The sequence below is a fragment of the Salinivibrio sp. IB643 genome (assembly GCF_001996105.1).
In the GTDB taxonomy this organism is placed as follows: domain Bacteria; phylum Pseudomonadota; class Gammaproteobacteria; order Enterobacterales; family Vibrionaceae; genus Salinivibrio; species Salinivibrio costicola.
In genome coordinates, this window is the sequence record NZ_MUFF01000004.1 from 15,584 (window position 1) to 31,611 (window position 16,028).

Consider the following 16,028-nt stretch of genomic DNA (forward strand, 5'->3'; position numbering starts at 1 on the left):
TTGAGAAACATACTAAAGCGGGGTGTTTATGACCAAATCTGAGTTGATTGAAAGACTCTGTAGTCAACAAACCCATCTATCTGCGAAGCAGGTAGAGGATGCCATCAAGGAAATCCTTGAGCATATGGCAAGCACACTAGAAAGCGGTGATCGTATCGAAATCCGTGGTTTTGGTAGTTTCTCACTACATTATCGCGCGCCTCGTGTGGGGCGTAATCCTAAAACAGGCGAAAAGGTCGAGTTAGACGGCAAGTACGTCCCTCACTTTAAACCTGGTAAGGAACTTCGTGATCGCGTTAACATTTATGGTTAATCGATAGACGCTGAAAAAAACGGCATGCTGCAAGTATGCCGTTTTTTTATGTCCGCTGATCATAGCTTGCGTGACGAATTTCCTGCATAATCATACCTCCTGTGTAAGATCTTATACCTACGACGACACGTTGTTATTCGGATTAACCTTAGCCTGAATAAAGCGTAAGCTAGGGGAAGGGTAACGACGACGTTTGGTATTGAAATCAAGCGTCAATGTTCACAATGGCAGGTGCCTCGCACTTTGTCTATCTACCATCACTGATCGGGCATTCGGCCTTTCGCAATGAGGGAATACTTGTGAAAATACTCGGCATTCTGTTTCTGGTATTATGCTTTTTGATCGCCTTGGCGCTAGGAGCGCAAAACCAAGCTGTGGTCAATTTTAACTATTTAATCGCTCAGGGTGAGTTTCGTTTATCCGTCATCTTGGGTATTGTCTTTGTCATCGGGTTTGGCATTGGCTGGCTCGTTTGCGGCGCACTATATCTCAAAGCCCGAATGACGGCTCGAGGACTACGTAAACAGGTGGAAAAGCAACGCAAAGAACTTGATAAGTTGCGTACGGACCCGCTTAAGGAACAATAATTCATGCTAGAGCTGTTGTTTCTGTTACTCCCGATTGCCGCCGGTTACGGCTGGTACATGGGTAACAGGAATGCTCGTCATCGACGGCAAGAACAGTCCCATCATTTGTCTCGCCAATATGTGGCGGGGCTCAATTTGCTGCTGTCTGAGCAATCAGATAAAGCGGTCGACTTATTTATCGAGCTTTTGCAGGTCGATAACGAAACCATTGATACTCACCTGGCGTTGGGCAACCTTTTTCGCTCACGGGGTGAAGTCGACCGGGCAATCCGAATTCATCAAAACCTAATCGCTCGGCCCAATCTCACCTTAGATCAGCGCAACCTCGCGATGCAGCAGCTCGCTAAAGATTATATGGTTGCCGGCTTTTTTGATCGCGCCGAGAAAATCTTTGCAGAGCTGGTTGATGAGCCCGATTATCGCGAATTTGCCCTGCAGCAATTACTTGCCATTTCGCAACAAACGCGAGAATGGGAGCAAGCAATCGATACCGCAGCGAAGCTGGTCAAAATGGGCAAACATAAGCTGCGTAAAGATATCGCACATTTCCACTGTGAGCTTGCGATGCAGCAACTCGCTGAGGGTGATGAGCACAAAGCACGGCAATTGTTACGTCGTGCTTTGTCTTACGATAAAAGCTGTGTCCGAGCGAGCTTAAAATTGGCAAGACTCGACATTCAGCATGAAGATTACAAAGGGGCGCTCAAACAGCTCGAGAACATCTTAGAGCAGGATGCTGATTTTGTCAGTGAAGCGCTACCTTTGCTTGCAGAAAGCTATCGCGCCTTGGGACGAGAGATGCAGTTGGTGCGTTTTTTAAAAGAATGTATTGAAAAGAATGCAGGCGTCAGCGCCGAGCTAATGCTCTCTGAAGTGATTGGCAGCAACGAGAATATCGCCATGGCGCAGAGTTTTCTTACGCGCCAACTTACGCGTAATCCGACCATGCGCGGCTTTTATAAGTTAATGGAATACCATGTTGAGCAAGCCGAGGAAGGGCGAGCAAAAGCAAGCTTGAACACCTTAAAAGGCTTGGTCGCTGAACAAATGAAAGTGAAGCCTCATTACCGATGTCGTAAATGTGGTTTTTCCACGCATGCGCTTTATTGGCAATGCCCATCTTGCAAAAGCTGGGGCGCTATCAAGCCAATTCGAGGGCTTGATGGGGAGTAATGGCGATGCTTAGGCATCGCCGTTTTTTTATCGGTTAGTGCGGCATTATGCCGTTTATAAGCATTCAACGAGGAACGAGGAAACAACATGCACGACCCAAAAGTCATCGTGGCACTTGATTATGCAGATATGAACCAAGCGTTAGCCTTTGCGGATAAAATCGAGCCAGGTTCATGCCGTTTAAAAGTGGGCAAGGAAATGTTTACCTTGTTTGGCCCAGCGCTTGTCAAACAGCTTCATGCAGGCGGACACGACGTCTTTCTCGACCTCAAGTTTCATGATATCCCCAATACCTGCGCCCGTGCTGTAGCGGCTGCGGCAGAGCTAGGCGTGTGGATGGTCAATGTGCATGCATCAGGAGGCGAGCGCATGATGAGTGCAGCACGCGAGGCGCTTGAACCATATGGAGGCAACCGCCCATTGCTTATCGGTGTCACCGTGTTGACCAGCATGACGGATGCGGATTTACGCCAAATTGGGGTACAACGCTCACCACAAGCGCAGGTGCAGCATCTTGCCAAGCTGACGCAACAGTCGGGTTTGGATGGTGTGGTGTGTTCAGCACAAGAAGCCAGTTTGCTTAAAGCGCAGTGTGGTGACACCTTTAAGTTGGTGACTCCAGGGATCCGTCCGGCTGGCAGTGCCGCAGGCGATCAGCGCCGAATTATGACGCCAGAAGAAGCGGTAAATGCAGGTTCGGATTACCTTGTCATTGGTCGACCTGTCACCCAAGCTGCCGATCCAGCCGCTGTGTTACATACGATTAATCAATCCCTACGCACTTGATGTGCCAGCTATCTAAGTCTTACTAGAGAAGGCACTAACAGATAACGCACTAACAGATAAAGCACTAACAGATAAAGCACCAACAGAGAAAGCATTCAAAGAGAAAGCATTAACAGAGAAGCATCAAGCAAGGAAAGCATGAGCGGCGGACAGAGCCGGCCGCTCATGCTTGTATTACGGTCGTGCACCTGAGGATTTGCGAGAGCGCCTGTCTAATACCGGAGCGGTAAAGTGGCTATCGATAAGCCTTTGGGTGAGGCTATGCTGTGGGTTAGCAAACAGTGAGGCGGTATCGCCCGATTCAACCACTTCGCCTTTTTGCATCACCATCAACTTATCCGTCACATGTTTAATCACGCCCATGTGTTGCGACACATAGACATAAGATAACCCCATTTCTTCTTGTAGCTCGAGCAGCAGGTTGATGATCTGCGATCGCATTGACATATCCAAGCCATTTAATGCCTCATCGGCAACAATCACACTGGGTTGCAAAATTAACGCCCTTGCAAGCGAAACACGTTGCTTTTGACCGGTAGCAAGCATTTGCGGATAAAAATAAGCGTGCTCCGGGATTAGCCCGACCCGTAATAAGGTGTCTTTAATCCGTTTCCCACGCTCTTGGGGTGTCATATTGGTATTTCGACGCAAAGGCCCTTCCAATATTTGTCCAATTTGGTTGCGTGGGTTCAGCGAGGTATTCGGATCTTGAAAGATCATCCGTATGAGCTTGCAGCGTGTTTGATAATCTTTATAGCGGAGTGGATCGCCATTAACGCGGATTTGTCCCGCGGTCGGTTCAATCACGCCAGCAATCATTCGTGCTAAGGTTGACTTACCTGAGCCATTTTCCCCGACAAATGCAATTGTCTCGCCGACATCCAATGAAAAGGACACCGGCTTCACCGCATGGGTGACGCGCTTTTTTAGCCAACCAGACCGGTGATGATAGTCTTTCGATAGCCCATCAATTTCAAGAAGAGCGGCCATGCTTGTTCTCCATGTTGAGCGGGAAATGACAGGCAAATTTATGGTTTTTCACTTTCTCGGTTCGCGGTACTTCTACGCATTTACGCTGCGCATAGGGGCAACGCGGGCCAAGTCGGCAACCAATAGGTAAATGTTGTAATGGCGGTATTGAGCCAGGCAGAGTTTCTAGTTTGCTTTTATGCGGGATCTCGCGGCTAAAATCCGGCATGGTCCGTAATAATGCGTCTGTATATGGATGATGGGGTGTGGTGAGTATTTGCTCTCGGTTTCCCGACTCCACAGACTGGCCACAATACATCACGGTAATTCTATCCGCCCAACGCGTAACCAAAGTCAGATCATGACTAATCAACAAAATGGTCGTGTTCGACAGCTGATTGGTGCGGCTGAGCAGTCGGAAAATTTGTGCTTGCGTGATGGGATCCAAATCATTGGTTGGTTCATCGGCAATTAATAGTCGAGGGCGGTTGGCGATCGCCATTGCAATCATCACCTTTTGACATTCGCCATCGGTGAGCTCGTAAGGATAGCTGTCCATCACCCGCCGATGATCTTTTATCCCAACCTTATGGAGTAGAGCGATGGAATGCTGTTTACGCCAGTTTAAACGCTGCCACCAACTGCCAGAAAACGACGCGGGAGGAATCGCTTCTTCAAGCTGATGGCCCACCACTTCAGAGGGGTCAAGACAGGTCGATGGCTCTTGAAAGATCATCGCAATATCTTTACCCACTACGTGGCGGCGCTCTCTGGCTGGTAGCTCCAGTAAATCAATATTGCCCAGCCTCAAACGGTCGGCGCTGACATGCCATTGATCTTTGGTCACACCGCAAATGGCCTTAGCGACCAAGCTTTTTCCTGAGCCCGATTCTCCTACCAGGCCACGAATTTCACCGTCATTAATGGTCAGGCTCATTCTATCAACCGCTTTCACCATCCCTTGAGGCGTTTCAATTTCGATGGTTAGGTGTCGAATATCTAATAACGGCATTATTCAGTTCCTGCGTTGATGGCTTGGCTGACGCCCTCACCGACAAGGTTAACAACCAACACGCTAAACGCAATGGCTATGCCGGGCAGGGTCACTGTCCAGGGAGCGGTAAAAATAAGCTCAATGGAATCACCGAGCATAGCGCCCCATTCGGGGGCTGGGGGTTGAGCCCCTAATCCTAGAAAACCCAGCGCGGCAACATCCAAGATCGCGACCGAGATTGCACGGGTTACTTCAGTACTCAATACGGTGACAATATTCGGCAAAATAGAATGGTGTAACAGATAGATATTATTCGCGCCATCCAAGCGTGCGGCGATGATGTAATCTTTCTCTATTTCATCGTGGACCGCGGTATACACCGCACGAATAATACGAGGGATCAGTGACAACCAAATCGCGAGCAATATCTGGGTTTCACCGACACCGAGAAAGGCGACCACAATGATCGCCAATAGCAGCGAAGGGATGGAAAGAATGCTGTCAAGAATGTGGTTTAACACACTGGACTTCAGGCCCTTGGTCATGCCTGCCAGCACACCAATAGCGATGCCGACCAACGACGCGGTTAATGCCGTTATCAGCGCCAATCCAAAGGTTAAGCGAGAGCCGGCAATTAAGCGCGATAGCATGTCGCGGCTCAAATCATCGGTGCCGAGAAAAAACTCAATCTGCCCAGACTGCACCCAAGAGGGCGGCATCAAAAGCTGACCCGTTTGATGTTGCGGGCTCCAAGGGGCGAGCAAGGGTGCAAAGAGGGTCACTAAGAGAAGCCCGGCTAGACACCAAAACCCAATCACAGCTAACTTATTGCGGCGAAAGGCAGTCCAAGTCCGCTCAAACTGAGTGGGAATATGCTGTTCAACGTAGACACTATTTGAGGGCATACCATTTCTTCCTTACCAGCGGATTCATAAACGCCCCTAGCACATCGGAGACAATATTAATCAATAAGACAAACCCACCAATCGCGAGCACGCCCGCTTGTACAGAGGTATAGTCTTTGACAAGGAGCGCATCGAGTAACCAACGCCCAATGCCTGGCCAGTTAAATACAGATTCGACAATAATCACAAAGGTCACCATGGTGGAAACCAATAATCCAAAATTGGGAATAATAGGCGGAATCGCGTTTTTCATTCCATGCCGAAGCACAATCTCGGTTTTCGATAGCCCTTTAGTGGCCGCGGCTTTAATGTAATTCTGACTCATCACATAGGCCATTGAGTTTCTGACCATCTTAATAATTTCAGTTGTCGGAACCACGGCAAGCGTCAGTGTCGGGAGAGCAAGATGACGCATAATATCGGTCGCGACTTTTCCCTGGAGCGGTAAATCCGAGAGCCATAAATCGACTAACGCAAACCCAGAAATATGCGGAATCTCATACAAAAGGTTGTAGCGGCCTGATACGGGGAACCATTGTAAGTCGAGTGAGAACACCATAATCAGTAAGATGGCTAACCAGAATGTCGGAATCGAAAATACCACGACGGCGAGGGATGAAATCACTTTATCAGTGGGGCCTTGACTACGCAGCCCTGCAAGCGTGCCGAGCGGTACGCCGACCATCACGCTAATGACCAGCGCGGAAATACAGAGCTCTAACGTCGCCGGTGCGACATGGGCAAGAATATTGACTACTGGCTCCCCGTTAGCCGCAAGCCCTAGGTTTCCATCAATGAGTTGGCGTAGATAATAAACCCACCCTAACCAATAGTCATATTGGTGCCATCCTGAATCAGGCGACAATAAAATGATGTTATAAGCGACCAAGGTGAGGATCACCAAGGTGATCAAAAATAAGTTGAAGCGTCGTAAGGTATAAATCAGCATGGTTTAGCGCTCCCGTGACACATCAGCAAAACTGTCTGCCCCAAAGGGTGTCATGGTTAGCCCGGTTAAATGTGCATCACGGACTTGGTGTTGAATACCATGGGCAAGTGGCACCACCGGCATCCGACGGTTAAGAATGGTTTGTGCGTCCTGGTATAAGGTTTTGCGCATGGCCATATTGTCTGTCGCAATGGCCTCATTTAAGGTTTGATCGAAAAAGCGGTTACACCAATTGGCGATATTCCACCCCGTGAACTTGGCATTGCAAGTCAGTAATGGGCGTAAAAAAGCATCAGGATCCCCATTATCGGCCACCCAACCGGTAAGCACCATACCGTGACTGTCATCGCCTTCCCGAATCGATGCGCGGTTAACGGTTTTTTCTGGAATGATATTAACGTCTATGCCAATTTCTCCCAGATCGGCCTGGATCAGTTCGGCGGTTTTACGCGGACTTGGATTAAACGCCGTGGGCTTTAATGGCACCGTTAAATCAACACTGAACCCATGGCGATACCCGGCTTTGGCGAGCAGAGCCGCTGCGAGCTTGGGATCATGTTGGCTTTGCTGATTAGGGTCATACGCCCAAGACATCGGTGGCAACAAGCTGGTGGCAGGCGTGCCTGTGCCATAATACACCGAGCTTAGTAAGGCGCCGCGATTAATCGCCAGATTGATCGCCTGACGAACCTCCACCTGCGAAAGCGCTGGATGGCGGGTGTTGAGCGCAATAAACGCCACGTTCATCCCCGTTTGAGATGATAAACGAAAGCGCGGATCATTCACCACGACGGGTAACTGACTGGCAACGGGAGAGGCGAGCACATCACATTCACCCGTCAGCATTTTTGCCAAGGTGCCCGTTCCTCGGGTTGAAATATCAAAGACCACCTGCTCCATCGGGGCGGGACCTTGCCAATATTGCCAGTGGCGGCGCAGACGAATTAATTCACGAGGCTGATATTCAGCCATAGCAAACGGGCCAGTGCCAACCGGGTAGGCGTCGATCTTTTCCGGTGTACCGGCGGCTAATAATTGGTTGGCATATTCTTTTGAAAGAATCACCGAAAATTTGCTGGCCAGTGTAGAAAGAAACGACACATCGGGTCGCGAGAGGGTAAATTGCACACGATAGGTATCGGTCGCTTTGACACTCGAGACTAAACTTGAAAAATCCATGCTATCGAACCATGGATATTGGCCGCCAGAAATGCGATGAAAAGGGTGACTGGGGTTAATCAAGCGCCGAAAAGAGAAAACAACGTCCTCAGCATTGAGGTAACGAGACGGCGTAAAGGTCACACTGCGATGAAAAGCCACACCACGACGGAGCACAAAGGTATAGGTTTTACCGTCATCACTGACCTCCCAACTTTTCGCGAGCATGGGCTCGGGTTGGTAGGTGTCAGGGTTCAGCTGAAGCAGGCGATCGTACAGCTGGCTCGATAAGGTGTCTGCGGTCAGGCCGCCATCGGTCAACTGAGGGTTAAATGTGTTCGGTTGGCCTGGGCCACAAAACACAAAACCACGGTTGTCGGCCGCACGTTGATCGTTAGCCGCATCACAACCTGCGAGAAGCAGACCGCTCACGCCCAGGATCAAAAACTGGAAAAAAACGCGCATAAACCAAGTAAAATCAGCTATCAAAATGAATCCCGTAATCTACCACCGAAACGGTCTTACCACCAAGTAAAGTAGGGGTTATCTTGCGTTTCTGTGTCCGTGAGTTGTCCCTGTGCCGATAAAGGTTGAGCAACCACAAGATTAGTTATCTTGTCCCACGTTATGCTTGCGCAACAGCCCCCTAAATTGATGGTAGCTTAGGCCGAGTAACTGCGCGGCCTTCCTCTGATGATAGTTGGCTTGCGACAACGCCGCTGTGACCAAATCGCGTTCTTGTGTGGTTTGCCACTCACGCAGATCAAGAGGAAAGGCTGGAAATGAACCTTTGACCGCTGAAGGAGCATGCGTGGATTGCTGAGGCTGCCAAGGCGGTGAAAATGGGTCAAGGCAAATCGTATCGATGGGTGTGGTGGCATCATTATGGCGCGAAAGCGCCCGCTCAACTGCATTTTTCAGCTCTCGCACATTACCTGGCCAGGAGTGTGTTAGCAATTGTGCTTGGGCCGGTTGCGAAAAGCCCGCAAATAATGGATAACCGAGCTCAACCGCCATTTTCATGGCAAAGTGCTCGGCCATGATCAAGATATCCTGCTGGCGCTCGCGAAGCGGGGGGAGATGGATAACGTCGAAGGCGAGCCGGTCCAGCAGATCAGGACGAAATTGGTTGTCTTGCGCAAGCGCGGGTAGATCTTCATTGGTGGCGCACACCAGCCGAACATCTGCGCGCAAAGGCGTGGTGCCGCCAACACGTTCATATTCGCCATACTCAATCACACGGAGTAACTTTTCCTGAACGCCCTGAGGCGCGGTAGCAATCTCGTCCAAGAATAGCGTTCCGCCCTCAGCGCGCTCAAATCGGCCCGCATGTCGGCCTTTGGCACTGGTAAAAGCACCGGCCTCATGGCCAAAGAGCTCAGAATCGATCAGCCCCTCGCTTAGCGCCGCACAGTTCAAGCTCACAAGCGGTTGTGACCAACGGGTTGAGAGGTAATGAAGACGCTGCGCGATTAACTCTTTCCCGGTGCCGCGCTCACCCATAATCAGAACCGGACGGTTGAGCGGGGCCAGCCGACTAACATGGTCTAACACGGCTAAAAAACGGTCGGACTCCCCCAGTAAGTTATCTTGTTCTCGCATGGCGATTTTTACCAAATAGTGGTTTTATTCATCATGAACGGTTTAGAAGGCCGACGCAACTGCTTTTAACCGATTGAAAAATAGTGCATAAAAAGTTGGCATACCGTTTGAATAAGTGTGAGCAGGTTTAAACAAACTTGAACAAATAGAAGGAGTCAGTGATGGGAATCTTTTCTCGTTTTGCAGATATCGTCAATGCCAACGTCAACGCCTTGCTCGATAAGGCGGAAGATCCACAAAAAATGATCCGTTTGATCATTCAAGAAATGGAAGACACCTTGGTAGAGGTGCGGACATCATCAGCGAAAGCGCTGGCAGATAAAAAAGAAGTCGCGCGTAAGATTGAAAACATCGAACGCCAAATTCAAGACTGGCAGGAAAAAGCCTCGCTAGCGCTGCAAAAAGATCGAGAAGATCTCGCGCGCGCTGCATTGATCGAAAAACAGAAAGCGCATGACGTGAAAGTCGCACTCGATGAAGAGCTGAGTTTAATTGCGGAAAGCGTTGAAAAACTGAGTGGTGAAATTGCAGCGCTTGAGACCAAGCTGAGCGAAACGCGGGCACGTCAGCAATCGCTGAGCATTCGCCGTGAGACTGCGGGCAATCGTCGTGATGTACGTCGTCACCTCGGCAGTGGTCGTGCGGACGAAGCAATGGCGAAATTTGAACAATACGAGCGCCGTATTGACGAACTTGAAGCGGAGGCCGACAGTTATCAAGTTGGCAAAGGCAAAGGACTAGACGACGAGTTCGCGGATCTTCAAGCCCAAGACGAAATTGAGAAAGAGTTGGCGTCTTTAAAAGCCAAAATGAAAGATAATCAATCATAACCAATACGACGAGGAGCGGACATGTCATCACTATTTCTTGGCTTTCCACTGGCGATATTTTTACTGTTCGTCGCCCCGCTATGGCTGTTGCTGCATTACCGCAGTAAACGCCAAGTTGAGCAGGGCTTAAGTGGGCAAGATTACGAAACGTTACAGCAGCTGGCTCAGCGCGCTGAAAAACTGCAAGCCCGTGTGGATAACTTAGAGCGCTTGCTTGATGCTGAAGCGCCACAATGGAGGCAACGCGCATGAGGGGAACCTTATATCGAGATCCAGACAACGGCCGCATTGCCGGTGTGTGCGCCGGCCTTGCCAACCACTTTGGGATGGAAACCTGGTTAGTACGGATCCTGACGGTCTCCGCGTTTTTGCTCGGCTTCGGTTTTTTTGTGGTGGTGGCCTACATCGCCGCCGTGCTGATCTTAGATAAAAAACCGGCGCAAGAACACGAAACGGTTGAGCCGGCTCAAGCGGCGCCAGCGCATCAGGTGAAACAAAAGCCATGGCAGTCGGGCAAGTCAGCCAGCCAACTGATCCGTGATCTCAACGGCGAGTTCACGCAAATGGAAGACAAGATCACTCAGATGGAAGCCTATGTGACATCATCAGCGTTTAACGTTGATCAAGCGTTTAAAAAGCTATAATCCGCCTCAACTTATCAGAACACGCATTTAACTATGCACAGCGGCTGCCTGTCGTAGGCAGCTTGGCTGATCAAGGAGCCATAAAAACTTATGCCATCAGTGAAAAGGCGCGTAAAGCAGTGGGCCAGCCGAGGCGCTGACCGTCATGTTCGTCTTGCGGTTACTGGCCTCTCGCGTGCGGGAAAAACGGCCTTTATTACCTCACTCATTAACCAGCTGACGCATTTGGGGACCGAGCCTCATTTGCCGTTAATGCAACTGGTGCAGCAGGGACGTGGATTAGGGGCGCGTCGAGAGCCACATCCACATATGCACTTGCCCGCGTTTGATTACGACTCTGCCATGCAGGCGCTACATAGTACTCCGCCGGCGTGGCCGTCACCCACGCGTGATGTCAGTGAAGTACGCCTAGCCGTGCGGTATCGGCCCCAGTCTGCCGCACTGAGAGCGATTAACGACATGGCGACCTTGTACGTTGATATTATTGACTACCCCGGAGAGTGGCTGCTCGATTTACCCTTGTTGAGTCAAACCTACTCGCAATGGTCAGCTAAACAGTCGGGATTATTGACCGGGCGTCGTGGCGAGCTTGCTGGTACGTGGACAACCAAAGCCGCGGCGCTCGACCCGTTTGCACCGGCAGATGAAAAAAAGCTGGCTGAGATTGCTGCCGACTACACGGCCTTTTTACACCAGTGTAAAGCACATGGCGGGCTGCATTGGGTGCAACCTGGCCGGTTTGTGCTCCCCGGGGAACTGGCTGGTGCACCTGTGGTGCAGTTCTTTCCTTGGGTTGGCTCGGACAATGAACAGGATTTGACCAAAGCAGGGAAAGACTCCAACTATGGGGTACTCAAGGCGCGCTACGACTATTACTGTGAACATGTGGTTGCCCATTTCTACCGCGAACACTTTGCCAAAATTGATCGCCAAGTCATCTTGGTCGACACCTTACAGCCGTTGAACGCTGGGCCCGCTGCGTTTCACGATATGCGCCTCGCCGTTGAGCAGCTCATGCAAAGCTTTAAATACGGCAAGTCAGGGTTACTCAAACGGCTGTTTTCGCCCCGTATCGATAAAGTGTTGTTTGCCGCCACCAAAGCCGATCATGTGACCCCCGAGCAACATCCAAACTTGGTGAGCCTGTTGCAACAAATTGTTCATCAAGCGTGGCAACAGGCGGCGTTTGAAGGCATTGATATGCGCTGTCAAAGTGTCGCCGCGATTGAAGCAACCACACCGGGCTATGTCTCGGTAAAAGGCAGCACCCAAAGCGCGTTAAAAGGCCATTTGGCCGATAACAGCCCAGTGACGTTATACCCGGGAGAGGTACCGGCTCAGTTACCGGAAGATGCCTTCTGGCAGGATCAAGGGTTTGACTTCCCGTCGTTTCGTCCGCAACCCGCGCCGCTCGATGCCCCCTTGCCACATATCCGCATGGATAAAGCCTTGGATTATTTGCTTGGCGACAAATTTCGATAAATGAGGTAGTCATGACCCAATACAAGCCAAAACAAACCTTTGCACAGGATGCCGAGATAGACCAGACGGCATTAGATAGCCGGATACAACAAGGCACCACGTTTGAATCGGACCATGATTTTACGCCGGCGGCGAGTGATGAATGGGAAGCCTCGCTTGATGCAACGCTCGCCCCCTCGTCACGCAAGCGACGCCGAGTGTGGCCATTTCTTATGTTGGCAACCATGCTACTGGCATTGTGGCAATCCGCTGACAGTGTGTATCAAAGCTGGCTAGCGCAAGATTGGCTTAGTCTTGGCTGGCAAGGTTTGTTGATCGCCATCGCCACGACTGGATTGGTGATGCTGGGTAAAGAATGGCGCGCGATGCGTCGTTTGCTGCAACGCGATGCTGTCCGCCAACAGGCTGAGCAACTGCTGGCCAGTGATGCGGTCGGGCAGGGCGAACACTTTTGTCGTCAGTTAGCGGAGCAAACCGGACAAGTACAACGTCCAGCTTTTACACAGTGGCAGCAAGCGATCACGGCAACCCATAACGACAGCGAAATTTTAGGCCTTTATGAGCAACAGGTACTCAGCGCTCAAGATAAGGCAGCGCGCGCCTTGGTGACGAAACACTCGCAAGAGGCGGCCTTAATGGTGGCCGTTAGCCCATTGGCGGCCGCCGATATGTTACTGGTTGCGTGGCGAAATTTTCATTTAATGACCAAGATTGCCAACGTGTATGGCATTCAACTTGGGGTCAAAGCCCGATTGAGTTTACTTAAAATGGTTCTCACCAACATGGCGCTTGCCGGCGCGAGTGAGGCCATGACCGATGTTGGCTTTGATGTCCTTTCAGTGAACCTCGCTGGACGTGTTTCTGGTCGCGTCGCCCAAGGGTTGGGGATTGGTTTGCTCACGGCTCGCCTTGGATTAAAAACCATGACCCTGATGCGGCCACTGCCTTGGCATGGGCAAGCGGCCCCGAGCTTGTCACAGTTGCGGCGCGAGCTGGTAAAACGGCTAATGGGTAAAAGCCCAACCCCCGGCGAATAACCCCACTGACGCGAATGCGTGTAGCACGCGTGGTGACACGTTCTTGGTGGCGCCCTTGGTGGCGCCCTTGGTGACGCTCTTGGTCACATGCTCTTAGTAACAGGCTCTTGGTGACATCGTAGCCCATTGCGCTCTGTCACCTTGTGTTTTTATTTATAATATAATCAAAAGTTTAAACGGCAAAAGTCTGTGCTACAAACGTGATGTCGCAAGGCAAAAATGGCATCAGGGCTTGACTGTTAACCCTAACCCGCTCAAACTTCGCCTCAGTGTCAACTTATCCTGACAGCTAATCCGGCGCATGAAAAAATACTGACGATTGCTTTTGTAACGTCTTGATCAGAGCAGGTTTTAATCACCTCATCCCATCTTGTTCTGCGCCGGTATTGGGTATCACTGTCACGTTACAGGAATCCATTATGAGACTGAAAGTCTGTTGTGAAGATAGGATCGGACTGACCCGCGAACTGCTTGATATTCTGGTTCGCCGCGATATTGATCTACGCGGGATCGAAATCGACCAAGTCGGGATTATCTATCTGAACTGCCCTGAAATTGAATTTGAAGCCTTTAGTCAGTTGATGTCTGAAATTCGACTGATTTCTGGGGTCACCGATGTGCGCAAAGTCCAGTTCTTGCCTGCCGAGCGCGAGCATAAAGAGCTACGTGCCTTGGTCGAAAGCCTGACCGATCCTGTGGTCTCGATCAACCTTGACGGCTACATCGATATGGCCAATAAAGCGGCACAAGATCTGATTGGATCCAGTGAGCATCAGCTTATCGACGAGCATGCGAACACCGTGTTTCCTGACTTTCAGTTTGCCCATTGGCTTGAAAAAGAAGAAGCCAGCCAAAGCTGTAGGATGGTGGTGATGGCTGGCCTCGACTTCCTCATGGAAGTGATGCCTGTTCATATCAACGATGAAAGCGAACAGCCTGTGCTCGTGAGCGCCGTGGTCCAACTGAAACAAGTGGCGCTGAATAACACCCCGCAAACGGTTTTCCGCACGCCTAGCGACCATGGTTTTGAGCACCTCGTTGGCCAATCCAACAAGTTTAAGCAGCTGATGAGCCAAGCTAAAAAATTAGCGATGCTCGACGCGCCACTGTTGGTACAAGGCGAAACCGGAACAGGCAAAGAGATGATTGCGCGCGCTTGCCATCGGCATTCACTGCGGGCAGACAAACCCTTCTTGCTGGTGAACTGCGTGTCGATGCCTGATAACGCCGCTGAAACCGAGCTATTTGGCATGGCCGCCGCAGAAGAGGGCGGTAGCGCGAAAAAAGGGATTTTAGAGCAAGCGGACGGCGGCACCGTCTTCCTATATGAAGTCGGTGAAATGAGCCGTCACCTGCAGGTAAAACTGCTGCGCTTTATGCAAGACGGCACCTTCCGTCGGGTCGGTGAAGAGCGTGAAATGCAGGTCGATGTGCGGGTGATTTGCTCAACGCAGAAAAATTTACCTGAGCTGGTGGCCGCGCACCAATTCCGCGAAGACCTCTTTTATCGCCTTAATGTCTTATCGCTGACGGTTCCACCGCTGAGAGAACGTTCTGCGGATGTGATGCCACTTGCGCAGCTATTTATTAAACAATTTGCCGCCGATTTGGGCCAATCCAAGCCAAGCATCGATGACGCCCTTGCAGACTACCTGACCCACTATGCATGGCCGGGCAATATCCGCCAGCTTCGCAATGTGTTATTGCATGCGATGACCCAAATCGATGCCGACGTGATGACGATAGACGATGTGCAGTTACCAGAAATCGAAAACACCCAGTTTCTGAGTGAAGAGTCGATTGATGGATCGTTGGACGAAATCATGAAGCGTTATGAGTCTGGCATATTGCATAACTTGTACCGAAGCTACCCTTCCACGCGTAAACTGGCTAAGCGGCTGGATGTCTCGCATACCGCTATCGCCAATAAACTGCGCGACTATGGCATTGGTAAGAAATAACGCGGGCCAAGACAGTGACTATGTACGAACCCTCGGTGAGTGATTTGCCGCGATTATCCGTGGATGAACTGCGCATTGATGCCATCAGCCATGAAGACGTCATGCGAGTTGTGCAATACTTTCAGCGCAATCGTGCCTTTCTTGCCCCCTGGGAGCCGGCGCGAACATCGGGCTTTTACTCCGAGCAGGGCTGGAAACGGCGGGTGCTACAGCTGATGGAGTTACAAAAGCATCAGCTGGCATATTATTTTTTAATTGCCAAGCAAGATTCTCCCACGGTATTGGGAGTGATCTCTTATACCAGCATGATGCAGTATCCTTCGTATTCTTGCACCGTCGGTTACTCGTTAGACCAAGCGGCACAAGGGCAGGGCATTATGCGCCGCGCATTGGCGACCACCAATCAATGGTTATTCGATAATATCCATATTCACCGCGTCAATGCCGCTTATATGCCATGCAATGCGCGCAGTGCCAAGGTGTTAGAGGCCGTTGGATTTGAACGAGAAGGACGAGCACGGGATTACCTGCTCATTAATGGTCAATGGGAAGATCACCTGTTAATGGCACATATTAATCCCCACTGGCGCCYTAAATCGTCGTCCTAAAGGAAGGTTCCATGAAAAAAGGCGATCGAT

At 50.6% G+C, this 16,028-nt stretch carries 17 protein-coding genes; 11 read left to right on the forward strand and 6 right to left on the reverse strand.

Features of this window, described 5'->3' with window-relative positions; genetic code table 11:
* The first annotated feature begins 28 nt into the window (after nt 1-28).
* The 4 genes from ihfB (at nt 29) to pyrF (ending at nt 2,859) form a co-directional block, all read left to right on the forward strand.
* Nucleotides 29-313 (forward strand): integration host factor subunit beta, encoded by a 285-nt coding sequence (gene ihfB, locus BZG77_RS02495; protein WP_021022390.1) that lies wholly within the window; start codon nt 29-31, stop codon nt 311-313.
* 299 nt (nt 314-612) lie between these two features.
* Complete coding sequence (locus BZG77_RS02500) at nt 613-900, forward strand: LapA family protein (RefSeq protein ID WP_021022389.1); 288 nt, start codon at nt 613-615, stop codon at nt 898-900.
* A 3-nt stretch (nt 901-903) separates the two neighbouring features.
* Nucleotides 904-2,073: a lipopolysaccharide assembly protein LapB gene (gene lapB / locus BZG77_RS02505; protein WP_021022388.1), complete on the forward strand. Its 1,170-nt coding sequence runs from the start codon at nt 904-906 to the stop codon at nt 2,071-2,073.
* Between the two features lie 87 nt (nt 2,074-2,160).
* Nucleotides 2,161-2,859 carry an orotidine-5'-phosphate decarboxylase gene (pyrF, locus tag BZG77_RS02510; RefSeq protein WP_077646069.1) on the forward strand — a complete coding sequence of 233 codons (699 nt, stop codon included), beginning with the start codon at nt 2,161-2,163 and terminating at the stop codon, nt 2,857-2,859.
* A gap of 174 nt (nt 2,860-3,033) precedes the next feature.
* Here the strand turns inward: pyrF and BZG77_RS02515 are convergent, their stop codons facing one another.
* From BZG77_RS02515 to pspF, 6 genes are all read right to left on the reverse strand, one after another.
* A complete protein-coding gene (locus tag BZG77_RS02515; RefSeq protein ID WP_021022386.1) occupies nt 3,034-3,849 on the reverse strand; it encodes a peptide ABC transporter ATP-binding protein in 816 nt (271 codons plus the stop codon).
* Nucleotides 3,833-4,840: a peptide ABC transporter ATP-binding protein gene (locus BZG77_RS02520; protein ID WP_021022385.1), complete on the reverse strand. Its 1,008-nt coding sequence runs from the start codon at nt 4,838-4,840 to the stop codon at nt 3,833-3,835. The genes BZG77_RS02515 and BZG77_RS02520 overlap by 17 nt, the downstream gene beginning before the upstream one ends.
* Complete coding sequence (gene sapC, locus BZG77_RS02525; RefSeq protein ID WP_021022384.1) at nt 4,840-5,727, reverse strand: putrescine export ABC transporter permease SapC; 888 nt, start codon at nt 5,725-5,727, stop codon at nt 4,840-4,842. The genes BZG77_RS02520 and sapC overlap by 1 nt, the downstream gene beginning before the upstream one ends.
* On the reverse strand, nt 5,714-6,676 hold the full coding sequence (locus BZG77_RS02530) for an ABC transporter permease (protein ID WP_021022383.1): 963 nt from the start codon (nt 6,674-6,676) through the stop codon (nt 5,714-5,716). The genes sapC and BZG77_RS02530 overlap by 14 nt, the downstream gene beginning before the upstream one ends.
* A gap of 3 nt (nt 6,677-6,679) precedes the next feature.
* The gene (gene sapA, locus BZG77_RS02535) at nt 6,680-8,299 is read right to left on the reverse strand and encodes an ABC transporter substrate-binding protein SapA (RefSeq protein WP_077646070.1); all 1,620 of its coding nucleotides are present in this window, start codon (nt 8,297-8,299) and stop codon (nt 6,680-6,682) included.
* Between the two features lie 141 nt (nt 8,300-8,440).
* Nucleotides 8,441-9,436, reverse strand: coding sequence for a phage shock protein operon transcriptional activator (gene pspF / locus BZG77_RS02540; protein ID WP_077646071.1), 996 nt, complete (start codon nt 9,434-9,436; stop codon nt 8,441-8,443).
* Nucleotides 9,437-9,597: 161 nt separating this feature from the next.
* On the opposite strand from pspF, the gene pspA reads away from it, so the two are divergent.
* The 7 genes from pspA to BZG77_RS02575 all read left to right on the forward strand — a co-directional run bounded on the left by pspA (nt 9,598) and on the right by BZG77_RS02575 (nt 15,998).
* The gene (gene pspA, locus BZG77_RS02545) at nt 9,598-10,266 is read left to right on the forward strand and encodes a phage shock protein PspA (protein ID WP_021022380.1); all 669 of its coding nucleotides are present in this window, start codon (nt 9,598-9,600) and stop codon (nt 10,264-10,266) included.
* Between the two features lie 21 nt (nt 10,267-10,287).
* Entirely contained in the window at nt 10,288-10,518 is a 231-nt protein-coding gene (gene pspB, locus BZG77_RS02550) for an envelope stress response membrane protein PspB (RefSeq protein WP_021022379.1), read from the forward strand.
* Nucleotides 10,515-10,910: an envelope stress response membrane protein PspC gene (pspC, locus tag BZG77_RS02555; RefSeq protein ID WP_021022378.1), complete on the forward strand. Its 396-nt coding sequence runs from the start codon at nt 10,515-10,517 to the stop codon at nt 10,908-10,910. Before pspB ends, pspC begins: the two co-directional genes overlap by 4 nt.
* Nucleotides 10,911-11,000: 90 nt before the next feature.
* Complete coding sequence (locus BZG77_RS02560; protein ID WP_077646072.1) at nt 11,001-12,392, forward strand: YcjX family protein; 1,392 nt, start codon at nt 11,001-11,003, stop codon at nt 12,390-12,392.
* Nucleotides 12,393-12,403: 11 nt separating this feature from the next.
* Nucleotides 12,404-13,429: a YcjF family protein gene (locus BZG77_RS02565; RefSeq protein ID WP_077646073.1), complete on the forward strand. Its 1,026-nt coding sequence runs from the start codon at nt 12,404-12,406 to the stop codon at nt 13,427-13,429.
* A gap of 419 nt (nt 13,430-13,848) precedes the next feature.
* On the forward strand, nt 13,849-15,390 hold the full coding sequence (gene tyrR / locus BZG77_RS02570; RefSeq protein WP_077575833.1) for a transcriptional regulator TyrR: 1,542 nt from the start codon (nt 13,849-13,851) through the stop codon (nt 15,388-15,390).
* A 20-nt stretch (nt 15,391-15,410) separates the two neighbouring features.
* Entirely contained in the window at nt 15,411-15,998 is a 588-nt protein-coding gene (locus tag BZG77_RS02575) for a GNAT family N-acetyltransferase (protein WP_077646074.1), read from the forward strand.
* Nucleotides 15,999-16,028 lie beyond the last annotated feature (30 nt).